Origin of the sequence: Reyranella soli (genome assembly GCF_007992495.1) — a bacterium.
GTDB lineage: Bacteria > Pseudomonadota > Alphaproteobacteria > Reyranellales > Reyranellaceae > Reyranella > Reyranella soli.
Map to the genome: position 1 here is coordinate 1 of NZ_BKAJ01000089.1, position 17,233 is coordinate 17,233.

Here is a 17,233-nt window from a genome sequence, read left to right on the forward strand (position 1 = left end):
CCGACCGCCAGCTCGCCGACGCGGCGCGTCAGCTGCGGCCGGAACTCCGGATCCTGCTCATCACCGGGTATGCCGAGAACGCCGTGGTCGGCAACGGGCATCTGGAGCCGGGGATGGCGGTGCTGGCGAAGCCGTTTGCGATGTCGTCGTTTGCGAACAAGGTGCGGGAGATATTGGAGGAGCGCGCACCATAAGCGCGCCCTTGCTCTTCTCGCGACCAAGACGACGCGGGCCTACCTGGGCCGTGACTGAGGAATGGCAAGGACGACGTGGCCTTAGCGCAATTTGACCACTGGATGCGCGCGATGAGCGCCGCCACCGGGGAACTTTGATAACATTACTCGGTCATTCAATCCCGGCCTTGCGCCATAAACGCTGTCGAAATTGAAGAAAACATCAGTGCCATCAACAGCAATAAACCCCCAAGCGTTGTGCCGAATAGTTCGAATCGTTCCGACGTGACGCTCCACCATTGGGTAGTAGAGCTGACTACATTGTCCGACAAGTTGATCTGCCGTGGGTCGCTTCTGCGCATCCTTGGCTAGACACTTGAGAATCAGGTCCGACAGCGAGTTTGATAGTGGCGCGAACTGGGCATTCGAGGTCACGAAGGACGGGAACTCCGGCGGCTTTGCTTCCAAAATGGCACGAACGGCTTTCAATCCAGTCCCATAGGGTGGCTTCCCGCTCACCAACTCGTACATCATCGCGCCGATGGACCAGATGTCAGCACTAAGTGCCACTTTTCGGGGTGTCTCAATGGCCTCGGGGGCCATGTAAGGAAGGGCACCAACAGCCGTTCGCGAACTTGTAATAGAGTCGCTGCCTCCTTCCGCGGCCTGCGTCAGTTCTTCATCCGCCAATTTGGCGATACCAAAGTCCGTAATCTTAATCGCTCGGAGTTGAAATCCTCCACCGACCATGACGTTTGACGGCTTCAGGTCACGATGAACAACGCCAACGTGATGCGATGCGGCAAGGCCCTTGACCAGGTGGTGGAAAACACGCGCCGCCAAATACGGATCGATATAGTGTGCGTGCCCGAGCAGTGCTTGACCGAGATCACTTCCGCTCACGTACTCTTCCACTAGATACGCCCTATCTCCTACGTCCAAGTAGTCGAGCGTCTTTGCGACATTTGGATGATTTACCTTAGCCGCTACAATAGCGCTGCGATGGAAGCGCTTCTCGGCCGACGCGTTTTTTGGCGTCTTTAGAGCAACGCGACGATCCAGCATCAGGTCATGCGCCCGGTAGACAAACTGCATGCCGCCTTCGCCCAAAAAGCCATCAATTCGATAGCGACCGCTGACGATCTCATTTTTCTTATGTGGCCCCTTCACAGCACTACCTCTGGATGGGAGACATCGAAAGTTACGTAAGCTCTTTGAAACCACTGACGATGCCCACCGCCCAGGGCCACCACACAAGATCCAGGAATCTCTTGCCCAACCACAACCGGCTTATTGTTGATGGCTACTTCTCCGCTGACCGCAGTTACCTTGAAACGATACATATCGTACGAGATTTCAATTTTCCCAACGCTAGGCAACTCAAGCTTCACCACTCGATTCCTTGCGTTTAGATACGACGCCTTTCCATTGAGAACAGTTAGTGCTTGATGTTTTCCACGAAGGAGTTGCCGAGCTATCTTATCGCGAATGGTAGACATCAAGGGCCGTTGTGCGGGATCGTGCTCCATCGTGGCTTGCAACAGGTCCGCCAGCGATGACCGAAGTCCCAAATTAAGTCCTCTAAAAGTGCCGTCCGCCAAAGCCGAAGGAGGTTGCTGCAGTATGTTCTTCGGCAGGTTGCGTGTGGCGAGATAGAGCGCCGTTGCTCCAAATGCGTAGGTGTCTACCGCCCGCGAAAAGGGCACCGTATTGGTCCCGTAAAGTTCGGGAGCAGCGAAACCGCGCGTGCCCACGAAATTCTTGGTGACCGCCTCGGCCCCTTCCGCCCTTGCCAGTCCAAAGTCAAAGATCTTTATGATGCCTTCGCCATCGAACTTCATATTGTTGGGCTTGATGTCTCGGTGAATAATCTTTGCTTCGTGAATGTCCGCAATGCCCGAGGCGATTTGCCAGATAGCCCTCAGATACTCGTTCAATGAGCTTGGAATGTCGCTCTCAAATAGATCTTTGCCTGGGATAAATTCCTCCACGATGCCGACTGTATCTTCTGGACCAGGAACCAAGTCGTAGACTTGAACAACGTGCTTTGACCGAAGGGTCAAGAGCGCCTGAAACTCATCTTTCAAGCGGCGACTTTCTGCGGGGTCCTGAATGAACTTAATGGCCACAAGTCTGTCTAGATGAAGGTCCCGGCAAAAAGTCACATGGCCGAAACCTCCGCTTGAGCCGGCTCCTTCTGGTTTATAGCGCGTGGGCAGTACAAATCTGGCCTTCGTTGACCTAGCCATTATCCTCGCCTCGATCGAACTTAATCTTCAATTGAGGCCGGGGCGGTGCGTCTTTCTTTTGTTTGAGCTCGTTCTTTGGCTTCTTCGATACTTTCTTCGTCTGTTTTGAGCCGCGAAGGCGGCTTCTTTGTTCAGCCTTAGTGTCTACCCACTCGTTTCCGTTCTCGGCCCCATGCGGCGAAACTGGTGTCGGCTGCAAAGCGTCAAGTCTGTCGGTTCCAATGATCTGAACTTCCCCAAAAGCATCCCACAGTCCGATCGTGCCTGCATCGTCATGAGTAATTCCACCAAGTTGACGAGGGTTCACGACCGCAATGCTTCCGTTGTCGCGACCATCAGTCCAGTTCGCAATGTCTAACAGCCGTTGCGCAATGGCGAGCGGATCACCCGCGAGTTCGATGACCCGTTCAATAGTTCGCTGGTCTAAGAAATGAATTCCATCACTAGTAAGGAGCAACGTTGTTGCATTTCTTGGAATTGCAACGATGTGCGGCTCAATCGCATCTCCTATCCCGACATACTGCAGGAGTTCATTGCGTCTCTCTACAAAGTTCCTGTCGCCGCTGAACTGTCCCGCTAAGGTGTCGTCTCTTGAAAGTTGCTCCAGCGATGATTGGAAATTGTAAATTCTGCTGTCCCCGATGTTTATGCCAGCAGCCGACGCGTTGCTCTCCACGATCACCGCCGACAATGTGGCTCCGCCGCGCCCCTCATATTCTGCAAAAACCGCGTCATTCGCTTTCTTTGCCGCAATGTAAAGTCGTTGTTGCAGAGGAATTTGCCGCTCGCGGATGCACGTCGAAAAGAAAACCGCAATCGCGAGAGCAGCGCAGCCGGCGCCGTCTACCATCCCGCCCATGCCATCACACAACGCGACAGCTAGGTAGGAACGTTCTCGGCTAATCTGCACCTTAAGAACGCCAACTCGATCCTGATTCTCTTTCCTAGCAACCCCTGTATCTGTTCCGAGTGCTAGTGGCAGACCATCGATTCGCCGAACTGCGCGTTTGCGCAAGTCGCGACGATGAAACCACCGGCGAAGTTGAGTTTGCAATCTATCTTGACCGTTAGAGTATATCGTCATTATGGCGAACCGGCGTCACACTGTACACGATTAAGTTGTATTGCGCTCACAAGGAGCCTACTGCTGAAGGATCATTTTGAACAGATCTTGCTGCATTTTGGCCAAAGAAGCGCTGTTGACACTTTCGAAGCTGTGACTTCCTCGTCGGGCGCAAAACGCGGTCATCCTCCACTAGCGGACAGCAGCCGGATGACGGTCTCATAGGTGCCCCTGAATCAGGGACGATCCCAGATGGCGGTCGAGATCAGGTATCCATGCGTCTACGTCGCCGAGAACCCCACTAGCATACACCCGATTGGAGGCGTCTCGACGTCGACTGCGGCTTTCGTTGGCTCAGCGCGAGCCGGCCCTGTCGACGGTCCGGTCACCTGCGCTGCTACCGCGACTACGCGCCGACCTTCGGCAGCGGATCTTCCAGGGAAAGACGGCGCTCGAGGCCTGGTTCGTGAGATGCAACGCGGAAACGCCGACCCAGGACGACATTGACGCCGGCATCGCCAACATCGTGGTCTGCTTCGTGCCGCCCAGGTCCGCGGTGTTCGTGATCTTCACGATCCGCCAGCTGTTCGAGACGCAGAAGCCGTGGCTCAAGGGCCGCAGGCGAAGTGCTGAATTCCAGCAATCGACGGTGCTAAATCTTTTCGGCGCAGCGCGACGGCCTGCAGACCTTCGCGTGGAACGTTCGCGCAAGCCCGCCGTTCGGCTCTCATATGAGGTTTCCATGGACTTCTGGATCAACGGCCGTGCGGTCTCGGTCGACATCGACTTGCGCACTTCCCTTCTCGACCTGCTGCGCGATCAACTGAGCCTCATCGGCGCCAAGAAAGGCTGTAATCAGGGTGCCTGCGGGGCCTGCACGGTGCTGGCCGACGGCGAGCGCATCAACGCCTGCCTGGCGCTCGCGGTGCAGTATCAAGGGCGTGAGATAGTTACCGTCGAGGGATTGGCGGACAGCCACGGCCGGATGCACCCGCTGCAGGCGGCGTTCGTCGAGCATGACGGCTTTCAGTGCGGCTATTGCACGCCGGGGCAGCTCTGTTCGGCGGTCGGGATGGCGGCGGAGTTGGCGCGCGGGGTACCGAGTCAGGTCACGGGCGATGTTGCCGCCGAGGGCATTGCGCTCAGCCGCGACGAATTGCGCGAGCGGATGAGCGGGAACCTTTGTCGGTGTGGGGCGCACAACGGGATCGTGGCGGCGATTGCGGAGACGTTTGCGGAGGGGAAGAACGCGCCACTGGACCTGCCTGCGCGAAGCCGAAGCGGCTTCGCTTCGGCGGAGGCAGGGTGGCGCGCCCCCAGCGAAGAGGAGAAGGTGGCATGAACCCCTTCACTTATACGCGGCCGGCTGATGCAGCCGCTGCGATCCATGAGGCCGCTCACGCGGGAGCCCGTTACCTGGGTGGTGGCACCAACCTGGTAGACCTGATGCGAGAGGGTGTCGAGCGGCCGGCCGCGCTGGTGGACGTCACCGGGCTCGACCGCACCATCACCGAGCTTCCGGACGGTGGCCTGCGCATCGGGGCGGCGATCAGCAATACCGCGCTGGCGGCGGACCGGCGGGTGCGGACGCGCTATCCGATGCTGACGCGGGCCATCGTGGCGGGCGCGTCGGCGCAGATCCGCAACATGGCGACGCTGGGCGGCAACCTGCTGCAGCGCACGCGCTGCCTCTACTTCTATGACGATGCCGCGCGCTGCAACAAGCGGCAGCCGGGCTCCGGGTGCGATGCGCTGGAGGGGTTCAATCGCATGCATGCGATCCTGGGCGCATCCGATGCCTGCGTGGCGACGCATCCGTCCGATCTCTGCGTGGCGCTGGCGGCGCTGGACGCGACGGTGCATCTCGAGGGCGCCGACGGCAAACGTGCCCTGCCCTTCGAGGCGCTGCACCGCCTGCCCGGCGACACGCCCGAGCGCGAGACCGAGCTCAGGCCGGGCGAGCTGATCACCGCGATCGAGCTGCCGGCGTTGCCGATGGCGCGGCGCTCGACCTATCGCAAGGTGCGCGACCGCGCGAGCTATGCCTTTGCGCTGGTGTCGGTGGCGGCGGCGCTGGAGATCGAGGACGGCACGATCAAGGACGTGCGCGTGGCGCTGGGTGGTGTGGCGCACAAGCCGTGGCGGGCGCGGACGGTGGAGGCCCTCCTTCGCGGCCAACAGCCGTCGGAGGAAGTGTTTCGTCGCGCTTCGGCGGGCGAGCTCTCCTCCGCGCGTCCGCTCAGGGACAACGGGTTCAAGGTCGAGCTGGCCAGACGCACCATCGTGGCCGTGCTCTCGCAGCTGGCGGGAGGTCGGCCATGAGCGTGACCGGGATCATGCGCACGGTGCTGCGCTATGTGCCCGACGCCCTCGTCCCAGGGACTCGGCCTGACGACGAGCGCGTCCGGCACGGGCACGTCGGTAAGCCGGTATCGCGGCTCGATGGCGCGCTCAAGGTGCGCGGCCAGGCGAAGTTCGCGGCCGAGGTGGCGATCGAGGGGCTGCTGCATGCCGCCGTCGTGCATTCGACGATCGCACGCGGCCGGATCGCGAGCCTGGAGACGAAGGCCGCCGAGCTGGCGCCCGGAGTCGCCCTGGTGATGACCCATCGCAACGCGCCGCGGCTCAAGGCGCCGGAAGCATTCGGCGAGGGCGACGGCGTGGCCGGCAGCAACCTGCCGGTCATGCAGGACGACCGCATCCACTGGAACGGCGAGGCCGTGGCCGTGGTGCTGGCCGAGACCCAGGAGCAGGCCGACCATGCCGCCGGGCTGGTGTCGGTGACCTACGAGGAGGAAGGGGCCGTCACCAACTTCGCCGTGGCACAGGCCGATGCGCACCATCCCGATTCGGTGCTGGGCGAGCCGGCGGTGCTGGCGATCGGCGATGCGGAAAAGGCGCTGGCCGCCGCTTCCCATCGCGTCGATGCGACCTACACGACGCCGCCGCTCAACCACAACGCCATCGAGCTGCATGCGGCGACCGTCGAATGGGCGGACGGCAAGCTCACGGTGCACGACGCCACCCAGATGATCAGCAGCACCGCGGGCTCGCTCGCCAAGGTGTTCGGGCTGAAGCCCGGCGCGGTGCGCGTGCTGTCGCCGTTCGTCGGCGGCGGCTTCGGCGGCAAGGGACTGTGGAGCCACCAGATCCTGGCGGCGGCGGCATCGAAGCTGGCGGGCCGGCCGGTACGGATGATGCTGAGCCGCCAGAGCGTCTATCGCCTGGTCGGCGGCCGCACGCCGACGGTGCAGCGCGTGGCGCTGGGCGCCAACAGGGACGGCGGGCTCGACGCGCTGATCCATGCCGGCACCGTGGCGATGACGACACACAACAACTGCCCCGAGCAGTTCACCTTCCCGGCACGGCATCTCTACGCCGCCAGGAGCATGCGGCTGGAGCAGAAGGTCGCCGACCTCGACATGCTGGCCAACACCTGGATGCGTGCGCCCGGCGAATCGGTCGGCACCTTCGCGCTGGAAAGCGCGATCGACGAGCTGGCGCACGAGATGGGCATCGATCCGATCGAGCTCCGGCGGCGCTGGGAGCCGGAGCGTGATCCCACCAGCCATTCGCCGCATTCCTCGCGGCACCTCGTGAAGGCCTATGCCGACGGCGCGGCGCGCTTCGGCTGGGACAGGCGCGATTCCGTTCCCGGCCGGCAGCGCGACGGCGAGTGGCTTCTAGGCATGGGCGTGGCCACCGGCACCTACCCCTACTACCGCTTCCCCGGCGTGAAGGCGCGGGTGCGGCTCGATGCCGACGGGCAGGTCACGGTGTCGACGGCGGGCCACGAGATGGGCATGGGCACGGCCACGGTGCAGGCGCAGCACGCGGCAGACCGGCTGGGCGTGGCGCTGGAGAACGTGGCGTTCGAGTACGGCGACAGCGACCTGCCGGCCGGCGCCATGGCCGGCGGCAGCTCGCAGACCGCGGGCACCGTGGCGGCGGTGACGGCGGCGGCCGATGCCCTGCTCGCCCAGGTGCTGAAGCTCGCCGGCAACGACAGTCCCCTCGGCGGTCTTCGAACCAGCGAGGTCGTGGCGCGCGATGGCGGCCTCGGCCATGCCAGGGACCTGGCGCGGCACGAGAGCTACGGCTCGATCCTGCGGCGGGCCAAGCGCGATTTCGTCGAGGCCGAGGAGACGGGGTCGATGCCGCTGGAGCAGATGAAGTATTCCATGCACTCCACGTCGGCGATGTTCGCCGAGGTCGGCGTCAACGCCGTGACCGGCGAGGTGCGGGTGCGGCGCTTCCTGGGGTCGTTCGACTGCGGGCGCATCCTAAATCCCAAGACGGCGGCCAGCCAGTTCCGCGGCGGCATCATCATGGGCCTGGGGCTGGCGCTCAGCGAGGCGACGCTGTTCGACCCGCGCTCCGGCCGGGTCATGAATCCCAGCCTGGCCGAGTACCACGTGCCGGTGCATCTCGACGTGCCGGAGATCGACGTGATGTGGACCGATATCCCCGATCCGCAGGCGCCGCTCGGCGCGCGCGGCATCGGCGAGATCGGCATCACCGGCACGGCGGCGGCGATCGCCAACGCGGTGTTCAACGCCACGGGCCGGCGCGTGCGCGACCTACCGATCACCCTCGACAAGCTGTTGTGAGGCCAACCATGGAGGCTGAGATGCGGAACATGCTGTCTCTGCCGGCGACTTCGATCGTGCCAGGACGGCAAGAAGTACGACCTGACGTTCGATCCGACCTACAAGGTGCTGACCAAAGCGCGCATTTGATTATTCAGGTACTTGGAGCCGGGCGGGGTCAGGCTGTCCGCGCAGCCGATTTTCGACGTTGCCGAGTAGACGGTGCGTGCGCCAAACGCAGCGCAGCTTCGACGCCACCTTCCAGGATCTGCTCAGCCTCGGCAGCATTGGACACAGCCCGCGCGAGCTGGAGGGTTCCCACCATGAGGGCGAAAATGGCCGTCGCGCGGCGACCGCTTGTTGCCGAACCTGCATCTGGAAGCAATGCGGCTAACGCCGAGACGTAGCTTCGCAGCCCCTCCTCGTACCTTTGCCGGGTCCTCAAGGGCTGGCGGGCGATTTCCGGGAGCAATGCCGCCGAAGGGCACCCGCGTGCAGGGCCCCCGAGGTGGGCGCGACTTAGGTATCCTCTGATCGCGCCCTCCAGATTCATGCCGGTCCGCTGGTCTTCTTCAAGGCGGTGTTGTTGGTCCGCAAGTGCGCTCGCCAGCGCTTCCCGAACCAGAGCCTCCTTGGATGCGAAGTGCGCATAGAATGCCCCATTGGTCAGGCCCGCCTCGCCCATGATCCCTGCAATGCCGGCGGCGGAGACGCCATCCCGCCGGAAAGACTTCGAGGCCACCTCGAGAATGTGCTGCCGGGTCGCCGCCTTATGACCTTTTTCGAAACGCATGTTGTCTCCAATCCATCAATACTGCCGGAGCCGTCAGCTTGCAGCCGCTTCCAGCAAGGCCTGGAGGTCGCTGTCAAGCTGCCGGGCCACGCCATCGACCTCATCGTTGCCAAACTGGCCGAAAACGGAGGCTGGTCGATCATATTCGAAGGCGATCACGCCAGCGGCGTCCTCGCGCAGCAACACGCGGATGGGCGCATAGAGTCCCGCCGATAGTCGATGGCGAGTCATCTTGGAGGCGGTGAGCGGATTTCCGATATCGTATTGGATCGCGCGGCACGTCAGCCCAGCAATGGCTAGCAGCGCTCCGTGGTCGCGTTGGCCAAAAATGGCGAGCGGCGGAGAGGCCTCCAACTCTCGAAGTGCACGCGTGCCTTCACCGTATCGCAGGAGAGTGAAGATCCCGTCGTCGATCCGCGGCGCCAAGGTCACGAGCTTGGCTCGAACGTCCTCGAAAGGCTTTGTTGAGCTGATGGTGACGTGCTCGACCGTGATGGCACGTGCTGAGTACAGTGCATTGGTCATCCGTTGATCCTCCAGTCGGTTGCCGTTGTCCGTAGCGGGCTCTTCGTCACGCGATGGGGCTGGAGCGTCAGATAGCAGTCGAACTGGCGCCCAATACGCTCTCGACCCCGCGCGCAAGTCTCAAAAGCCTTCGGTCGCTTCCTAACGGGGCGTCGAGCTCAAGCCCGATTGGCAGCCCGGCCCGAGACAAGCCGATGGGAAGGCTGATACCCGGCAACCCCACGCTGCTCGCCGACACGGTATGGTTCGCCAGGGCGAGATAGCTGACTTCCTGCCCCGCGATATGGACGGTCGCCTGCTCCTCGATCAAAGGCGCCGTGCAGGGCGTCGTCGGTTGCAGAATGACCTGAGCCTTCCGATCGACAAACGCCTTGTTGAGGCGACGCTGGATTTCCGGCCGGCTCACGGCGAGCGCCGTCTGATACACATCTGCCGACGTAGCGCCTGCGCCGCTCGGCAGTACAATGTGCTCCCACGCTTGATGAAGCTGGGGCTTGAGGCCCTCGTAGATCGCGTCGAACGTGGTCGGAATATCGTGGCGGCGAAGGAATTCCGAAATTGCGCCCATCGTCTCATGAGCGAAGATGCCCCACGTTGCCGTTTGGATGAGGGCATTGAAATCGTCGCCGAGGTCCACCTCAACAACCTCGGCGCCGGCTTCCTCCAGCCGCTGAACCACCTCGCGGAAGCGGGCCTCGACTTCCGGGTCCACCAGATCCAGGAACTGTCGCGGCGCGAAGGCCAGCCGGGCTCCCTTCAGGTCAGAGCCGCCATCGCCGAACTCCGCAGCCTGTTCGCGAGTGACGACCCGATCCAGCAAAATACAGTCCTCGACGCTTCGGGTGAATGCGCCTGTCGTGTCGAGTGTATGGGAGATCGGCGCAACGCCGTTGCGCGGCCAACGTCCGGTGGTTGGCTTGAATCCCACGACGCCACAGAACGATGCTGGCACCCGGATCGAGCCGACCGTGTCCCCACCCAGGGAGGCGGGTACGATCCCGGCGGCCACGGATGCGGCAGAGCCGCTCGAGGAGCCGCCTGTTACGCGATCGCGGGCGTGCGGGTTCTTCACCTGCCCGTAGCGCTCGTTGTGGCCAGTCAACCCATAGGACATTTCCACCAGATTGTTCTTACCGAAAACGATGGCGCCGGCGTCCTTGATTGTACGGACGGCATCAGCGTCTTCCTGCGGGATGAAGTGAGCCAGGCGATCGAGGCCCAAGCTGGTGGGCAGACCTGCCGTCAGATAGCTGTCCTTGACGCCAAGCGGCACGCCCAGAAGGGGCGCCGCTGACCCTGCCGAGCGTGCCCTATCTGCGTTCTTCGCGCCGGCGAGCACGGCGTCCTCGTCGATGGTTATGAAGGACTTGATGTCGGCCATCGCCCTTGCCTGCTGCAGCAGAGCCGTGGCGTAAGCCTCAGAAGTAATGTCGCCGTTGCGGATCGCCTCGGCGGCCGCCGCAAGCCCGAGTGAAGTGACACCTGGCTCGTTACGCGGCGCCGTGTGGCCGGCAATGGCAGTAGAAGTTGTGTCGTTCATTGCTTCCTCGCAAAAGCTGTGACCCAGGCATGTGGACCGCCCAACGTCGCAGGCGCTTATGATTATGATCATATTATTATCTTATGATCGTAATTCAATGGGACGCAGCGCAGAAATCATGAATTCGTTTCGCTGCGCTGGGGCTAGAGATCGAACTCTTCGATCTGACCACGGGGCACGGACCAGGAACGGCCAAAGCCCGAAGCCGCGCTGAAGGAAGCCGGCTGCAGCGGCGGCAAGATGGAGTTCGACGACGACAAGGCGGCGGCCTATCCCAACAGCAAGTTCGCGGTCGACGACGCGACCTGCCAGGACGGCAAGAAGTACGACCTGACGTTCGATCCTAACTCAAGGTGCTGACAAAGAAGCTCGACTGACCATGACCCCTCCGTCCGCTTCGCGGACACCTCCCCACGCCGAGCGTGGGGAGGAAGGCTATCGTGGCCTCGAGAAGCGCAGGACCTTGGGGCGCACCCGGCGCGCCGGCCGCTTGCGCGCAGGCTGCGCCGCGGAAGGCCTGCTGCGCACCATGCGGGCAATGCCGAGAGCGCGATTGACCGTCCGCAGCCCGTTCACGACGCCATAGCGTCGGACCACGAGCAGGCCGACGATTCCGACGGCCGCCAACAGCAGCAGCATCGCCGGATCCGGTTTCGCCCGTATGACTCGCTTCACCGTCATGGGGCGACCAACGTGGGAACGGTGACGGAGGTTGCCCCGCGCCATCATCTCGACAGTCGGGCGGAGCCACATCCATCAGCGCAACCGATTGATCTCTTCGGAGCCATCACACGACGCCAGCCGCGCGCAACTCGGCCACCTGCCCGGCTGTCATGCCGAGAACCGACGAAAGAACGCGCTGGGTATCCTCGCCGTAATTGGGACCGGAGCGGCCGAGCATCCCGCCGGCGTAGGCCGGGCTGCCGTCGAGGCGCGCCGGGAAGCCCTTCACCGGCCAGGTGCCGAGCTCGGTTTGCGGCAACTCGACCAGCCATTCCAGATGGCGAAGCTGGGGATCCCTTTCGTAGCGGTCCTCGGCCGTCTGGCAGATTCCGGCCGCGACCCCTGCGGCCTGCAGACGGGCCATGAGGTCCGCCCCGTCGTAAGCGCCTGTGGCGCCGGAAATCAGGTCGTCGAGCGCATCTTCATTGGCGCGCCGGTTCGACAATCCGTCGAACCGCGGATCGTCGAGCCACTCGGGATGGCCGAGCGCGGCGGCGACCGCCCGCCATTGTTCGTCGGTGAAGGCGGCGATTGCGATCCAAGTGTCCTCGCCTCGTGTCGGGTAGGCACCGTGCGGTGCGGCGAGTCGATAGGGCGAGCGATTGCCGTATCGCGACCAGCGGCGCCCATTGACCGAGTGATCGAGCACCGCGGTTCCGGTCAGGAAGATGCCGACCTCCGCCTGGGACGCATCCACGTGACAGCCGCGGCCCGTCGTGGCCCGCCTGTAGAGCGCGGCGAGCGCCGCGGTCGCCATGTTGTACGCACCGAACCAGTCGAGATACGAATAGCCGATGCCGGCCGGCGGACGAGGTTCGGGCAAGCCGGACATGTCGCTGATGCCGCTGAACGCCTGCGCGGTCGGGCCGAAGGCCCGCGCCCGGCCATAGACGCCGTGCTGGCCGAAGCCTGACTGCTGCAGATAGATGATGCCGGGGTTCAGCTCGCGCAGGCGATCGTAGCCCAGTCCCATCCGATCCATCGTTCCCGGCGAATAGCCCTCGAGCACCACGTCGGCGTTGCGGATGAGATCCTCCAGGATCCGCTTGCCCTCGGGCTTCTTCAGGTCGAGCGATATCCCGAGCTTGCCGGCGTTGATCTCCATGAAAGAGCCGCTGCGATTGAGCCCCTCCTTGGGAGGCGTCGGGATCGTCCCCGTGGCCGCTTGCCGTTCGGCGCGCCCACCGAGCGGACAGGCGGCTGCACCGAAGCGCATGCCGTCGGCGCGCGACTCGTGCTCGACCTTGATCACCTCGGCACCCAACGCCGCGAGGTAGCGTCCCGCGCCGGCGCTGGCGAGCATCCAGCCGAGATCGACGACGCGCACACCGGACAGCGCGAAGGGCTTGCCTGTGGGACCCGCCTTGGCAGGCCCTCGGGCCAGGCCGCAGTCGGGCGACAATGACGGCAGCTTTCCGGGCACCGCCCACTCCTCGATGACCGCGCGTGTGTGCTCACCGAGCCGGGGCGGCCGTTGCGTCGATACTGTCCAGGGTGCGTCGGGACTGTACCAGCGAGCAGCAACATACGTGTACGAAGTCCCGCTCTCGGGGTGCGCCACGTCGGCGAAGCTTCCTCGCTGAATGTAGTGCGGATCGCGGGCATTCTCCTCGGGCCGCCGCACGGGCGCCCACGGCAGCCCATTGTCCTGGCCGTCACGCCACAGATCCGCGTCGAAATCCAGGCTGGCCGCAACGCGATCGACCAGCGTGCCGACCTTGGCTTCCGCCTCCGCGTCCAGCTGGTCGAGCTTGCCGAGACCTTCATCCATTCCGTGCTTGGCGAGGACCGCGATGGTTCCACGAAGGGCGTCCGAGGAATAGGTGGCCGTGGCGCGGAGATAGGTCTTGTACGGCAGGAGATATCGTCCGTCCCGGGTCTGCACGAGAGCCGGCAGGCTCGTCGACGGCATCGAATGCCGGCATGTCTGGCGAAAGTGGCGTTGGCGCAAAAATATCCAGTTCGGCAGGTCGACCTCGGTATTCATGCTGACGGCTTCGTGGATGCTGAGGGACAGACGCTGCCCCTCGCCTGTCCGCAGCCGGTGCGCGAGAGCGCCGAGCAGCGCGATCACGCTCATCTCGCCGGCAATGTGGTAGGCGTGCCACATCTGCGGCGCGATCGGAGGCGTGTCGTAGCGGCCGGACGAATCGGAGTCGTAACCGCAGTTCATCATGACGCCGCCCAGCGCCAGATGAACGAGATCGCTGCCTTTGAAATCGGCCCACGGGCCGGTATCCCCGAACGGGCTGATCCGCAGACAGATCAGTCGCGGATTGGCCGAGCGCAATCGTTCGAAGGCGAGGTTTCGGTCTGCAAGATACCCTCGCGGGCGCGCATCCAGCACGATGTCGGCCGCGGACGCGAGCCGCAGGAACGACTCCTGCCCGTCGGGCTTGTCGAGATCGACGACGATGCTGCGCTTGCCGAAATTGTAGTGCCAGAAATGGAGGCTCTCCTCCGGCGACGGCACATCCCCGCGGAAAGGCCCGATTCGCCGGGTCGTCTCGCCTTCCGGAGGCTCGAGCTTGACGACGTCGGCGCCCAGGCCTGCGAGCACCCGGCCGGCATATTCTCCCGTCTCGTCCGCAAGCTCGAGCACTCGGATGCCGTGGAGATAAGCCCCCTCGTTGCGGCCAGTGTCAGCCATGCGCCTCGCTCCCCGACCCTTGTTTGCCCGGAAATGTCGCCCGCGTCGCAGCCCGGCGACAAGTGGCAAAGCAAGCATGGCAGCTCACGGCCAGGAGCGCGCCACTGCGGCCGAAGAGGATCAACCAACCCGACGGATCATAGACTCAGGATCGGCTCGGCAAAACGGAGGCAGGTGCCAAGTGCGGCCAAGGCGACCGAAGCGGCGGTTGCCGCAAGAGCGGCGCGGGCTGGCCTGGCGCGAAGCGAAGGCGTCGGTGCGGCGGGTGGCGGCGCCTTGGCCGTCGAAGCCGGGCTCAGACTGCCGGCCGCCTCGCCAATGCGGCGCATCATCGATGATGCCGTCTTGAGCGACACGTTCAGGATGCGCTGCAGGTGATACGGCCGCATGGGCTTGGTGCCGCCGTCGGTCAGATAGACGGCCTGCAGCCACTTGTGGGCCGGCACGTGGCTCGACCTCATCATCGTGCCGTGCAGGAGGGAGAACGGCTTGCGGCAGCTGTAGCATTTGAAAGTGCCCAAACGAGTCGACGCGCCGTTCAGTCTGCCGACCTTGGCGTTGCCGCAGCGTGGACAACACACGCCGCCAGGCCACAGCAGGCGCTCGAGGTAACGATGTGCACTGAGTTCGTCCGCGAACATGGCCAGCGCTTCGCGAGCGCTGCTATTCAACTCTCGTTCCATAGCCCACACCCTCTTCGGAAGACACGCTCGACCCCTCGAGCCCCAATGATCTCGATGTGTCCCACCACATCGAAATCGCCTTAACGACCTGAACTGATGTCACCCTCCTGAGCAAAGTCCGTACGAGTTCTTCCAGCTGCCGAGCGCTCTCGCGAGCCCGGCCCGCGAAGCGCGCGAGAGGTCAAGCATTCGTCAAACATGTGAATGCCCTTACATTCACTCCCCACACACGGCGCGCATTTAACTACCTGCAGCCACGTGGCAAAGACGGAAAGTCACATCGCCTATCAAGATTCGCTGACGCCGCGAGCTGATTGCTCAACGGGCTGGGCTTCGGACGCCTCACACTGCAATTTCTCGGCACTCTTCAGTGCATCTCGGGAATCAGCATCTCCCAATAAACCGTTGGTCTTGCTCGCAGGAACTAGACAGGCCCTCTGCCCGTCACATCGTCGCCAACAACCCTCTGCTCTGTGCGCTCATGCGACAATTTTGCCGCCCTTGTTCGAGGCGACGTTTCGATTTCGCCAATTTGCATTGCCATGCCTCGAGCGAGCTTTGCCGAGATACCACTGCAATTTGCAGTCGAGAGCGTGGAGTTGCCGCAACTCGGCGACCACGGCATTGGCACAGAACTCATTCCGTGGCCCCGTATTTCAAGCGTTCGCTATGACAGGGCATGTCGTCGGGAACGCGAGCTCTACTTCTCCTTGCCACTCGTATCGTCGAGCGTCATTTGGTTGTACCCGCCGCCGTGGGGGCCGAGCGCGCTGCGGAGAGCGGCGATGACGATCTGCGGGAGAATCCGGCGGTCGTCGGCGCCGTTCATCGGCAGGCCGGCGACGAACTGTTGTGCACTCGTGTTGGAGAAACCGAGATTCTGCAGCTTCAGGGCGCGCCGCGTGACCTCGCGCGCAGACTGCACCGCCGGCAGCAGCAACGCTGCGTGACCGACCGGCAAAACCTGCTTCGCGTCGAGCAACTCGCCGACTTTCGCAGCCAGCTTGTGGCGATCCCCGACATTCGCAACACTCTCCCCGCCAAGGAACTGCTGGATGCCCTGAACGGAAATACCCGACCGCTGGAGAAAAGAGGTTACTACCTGCCTGTCGCTCGATGACAGGCTGCGGCCGCCAGCGGAAAACCGGCTGACAAATCCATGGAAGTGTCGGGGCGTCGTCATTGGTGCGGCCTGCGAGACGAGCTGCCCCCTGTGGGGCGGCCGGCTCCCGATAGTACCTTATTACGCGCGCTCGCGCGCATTGGGATCTATCTATTCAGCACCAGGCAAATCCCCGGATTGCACCATCCCGGCGACGCGCTGCTAAGGTGGCGCCATGTCGTCGCGTTTTGTGCTGGGCGCGCTTTGCGCCGTCGTCACCATCACCATCTGGGCAGGCTGGCTGGTCGTGATGCGTGTCGGCATGGCGAACAATCTCTCCGTCGTCGACCTGATCGCGCTGCGTTTCGCCGTCGCCGGAATCATCATGGTGCCGGTGGTGATGCGACGAGGCTGGGCGCTCGACCGGCTCGGCTGGACGGGCTTTGCCGCCATCACGATCGGCGGCGGCGCCGCCTATACGCTCACTGTCGGCGCCGGCCTTGCCTTCGCGCCGGTGTCGCAGGCCAGCGCCTTCACCCAGGGCGTGCTGCCGCTCACCACCGCGGCCATGGCGGTGATCGTGCTGAAGGAGAAGCTCATCGCCTGGCGCAAGTTCGGCATCGCGCTGATCATCGCAGGCGCCGTCATGATCGCAGGCCTCGGCCTTGGCGATTTCGGCGGACGCGAGAGCATCGGTCAGGCGATCTTTCTCTCGGCCACCCTCCTGTGGGCGGCCTACACCGTCGCCTTGCGCAAGGCGCGGCTCGACGGCCTGCACGCCACGGCGATTGCCTGCGTCGCCTCGCTCATCGTCTATATCCCGGTCTATCTCGCCCTGTTCGGTCCGCGTGTTCTCGCTGCACCCTGGTACGAACTCGTCTGGCAGGGTCTCTATCAAGGCCTGCTGACGGGAGTCGTGTCGCTTGTCCTGTTCGGCCGCGCGGTGACGTTGCTGGGCGCTTCGGGGGCCGGCGCCTTCATCGCGCTCGGCCCGGTCATCGCCACGCTGCTTGCCATTCCCATCCTGGACGAATGGCCGACCGCCGCGGACTGGATCGGGATCGCCGTCATCAGCGTCGGCGTCTATCTCGCCAGCGGAGGCCCGCTGCCGCGCCGGCTATCGGGCCGAGTTGCTTAGCCGTC

14 protein-coding genes and 1 pseudogene are annotated in these 17,233 nt (G+C 63.5%); 5 read left to right on the plus strand and 10 right to left on the minus strand.

Features of this window, described 5'->3' with window-relative positions:
• A partial coding sequence (locus tag RSO01_RS47525) for a response regulator (protein WP_170303333.1) occupies nucleotides 1-194 on the plus strand: 194 nt, incomplete at its 5' end.
• 81 nt (nucleotides 195-275) lie between these two features.
• On the opposite strand, the gene RSO01_RS24995 is transcribed toward RSO01_RS47525, so the two are convergent.
• The 3 genes from RSO01_RS24995 to RSO01_RS25005 are packed head-to-tail and all read right to left on the minus strand — an operon-like array spanning nucleotide 276 to nucleotide 3,437.
• Entirely contained in the window at nucleotides 276-1,343 is a 1,068-nt protein-coding gene (locus RSO01_RS24995) for a serine/threonine-protein kinase (protein WP_147152519.1), read from the minus strand.
• Nucleotides 1,340-2,422, minus strand: a complete 1,083-nt coding sequence (locus tag RSO01_RS25000; protein WP_147152521.1) for a serine/threonine-protein kinase — start codon at nucleotides 2,420-2,422, stop codon at nucleotides 1,340-1,342. Before RSO01_RS25000 ends, RSO01_RS24995 begins: the two co-directional genes overlap by 4 nt.
• Nucleotides 2,415-3,437, minus strand: a complete 1,023-nt coding sequence (locus RSO01_RS25005; protein WP_170303334.1) for a PP2C family protein-serine/threonine phosphatase — start codon at nucleotides 3,435-3,437, stop codon at nucleotides 2,415-2,417. Before RSO01_RS25005 ends, RSO01_RS25000 begins: the two co-directional genes overlap by 8 nt.
• A gap of 790 nt (nucleotides 3,438-4,227) precedes the next feature.
• Here RSO01_RS25005 and RSO01_RS25010 point away from each other — a divergent pair.
• The 3 genes and pseudogenes from RSO01_RS25010 to RSO01_RS25020 all read left to right on the plus strand — a co-directional run.
• Nucleotides 4,228-4,719: pseudogene (locus tag RSO01_RS25010) on the plus strand (2Fe-2S iron-sulfur cluster-binding protein); the annotation flags it as partial.
• Between the two features lie 104 nt (nucleotides 4,720-4,823).
• Entirely contained in the window at nucleotides 4,824-5,807 is a 984-nt protein-coding gene (locus tag RSO01_RS25015; RefSeq protein WP_147152525.1) for an FAD binding domain-containing protein, read from the plus strand.
• Nucleotides 5,804-8,095 (plus strand): xanthine dehydrogenase family protein molybdopterin-binding subunit, encoded by a 2,292-nt coding sequence (locus RSO01_RS25020; RefSeq protein WP_218037449.1) that lies wholly within the window; start codon nucleotides 5,804-5,806, stop codon nucleotides 8,093-8,095. The genes RSO01_RS25015 and RSO01_RS25020 overlap by 4 nt, the downstream gene beginning before the upstream one ends.
• Before the next feature lie 157 nt (nucleotides 8,096-8,252).
• On the opposite strand, the gene RSO01_RS25025 is transcribed toward RSO01_RS25020, so the two are convergent.
• The 7 genes from RSO01_RS25025 to RSO01_RS25055 form a co-directional block, all read right to left on the minus strand.
• Entirely contained in the window at nucleotides 8,253-8,867 is a 615-nt protein-coding gene (locus RSO01_RS25025) for a TetR/AcrR family transcriptional regulator (RefSeq protein ID WP_147152527.1), read from the minus strand.
• Nucleotides 8,868-8,900: 33 nt separating this feature from the next.
• On the minus strand, nucleotides 8,901-9,392 hold the full coding sequence (locus RSO01_RS25030; protein WP_147152529.1) for a DUF302 domain-containing protein: 492 nt from the start codon (nucleotides 9,390-9,392) through the stop codon (nucleotides 8,901-8,903).
• A 67-nt stretch (nucleotides 9,393-9,459) separates the two neighbouring features.
• Complete coding sequence (locus tag RSO01_RS25035; RefSeq protein ID WP_147152531.1) at nucleotides 9,460-10,932, minus strand: amidase family protein; 1,473 nt, start codon at nucleotides 10,930-10,932, stop codon at nucleotides 9,460-9,462.
• Between the two features lie 435 nt (nucleotides 10,933-11,367).
• Entirely contained in the window at nucleotides 11,368-11,613 is a 246-nt protein-coding gene (locus RSO01_RS25040; protein ID WP_170303335.1) for a hypothetical protein, read from the minus strand.
• Between the two features lie 106 nt (nucleotides 11,614-11,719).
• On the minus strand, nucleotides 11,720-14,305 hold the full coding sequence (locus RSO01_RS25045) for a CaiB/BaiF CoA transferase family protein (protein WP_147152535.1): 2,586 nt from the start codon (nucleotides 14,303-14,305) through the stop codon (nucleotides 11,720-11,722).
• A 137-nt stretch (nucleotides 14,306-14,442) separates the two neighbouring features.
• A complete protein-coding gene (locus RSO01_RS25050) occupies nucleotides 14,443-14,946 on the minus strand; it encodes a transposase (RefSeq protein ID WP_170303336.1) in 504 nt (167 codons plus the stop codon).
• A 742-nt stretch (nucleotides 14,947-15,688) separates the two neighbouring features.
• Entirely contained in the window at nucleotides 15,689-16,171 is a 483-nt protein-coding gene (locus RSO01_RS25055; protein WP_147152539.1) for a hypothetical protein, read from the minus strand.
• Between the two features lie 154 nt (nucleotides 16,172-16,325).
• Between RSO01_RS25055 and RSO01_RS25060 the strand changes: the two genes are divergently transcribed.
• Nucleotides 16,326-17,228 carry a DMT family transporter gene (locus RSO01_RS25060; RefSeq protein ID WP_147152541.1) on the plus strand — a complete coding sequence of 301 codons (903 nt, stop codon included), beginning with the start codon at nucleotides 16,326-16,328 and terminating at the stop codon, nucleotides 17,226-17,228.
• Nucleotides 17,229-17,233: the final 5 nt, after the last annotated feature.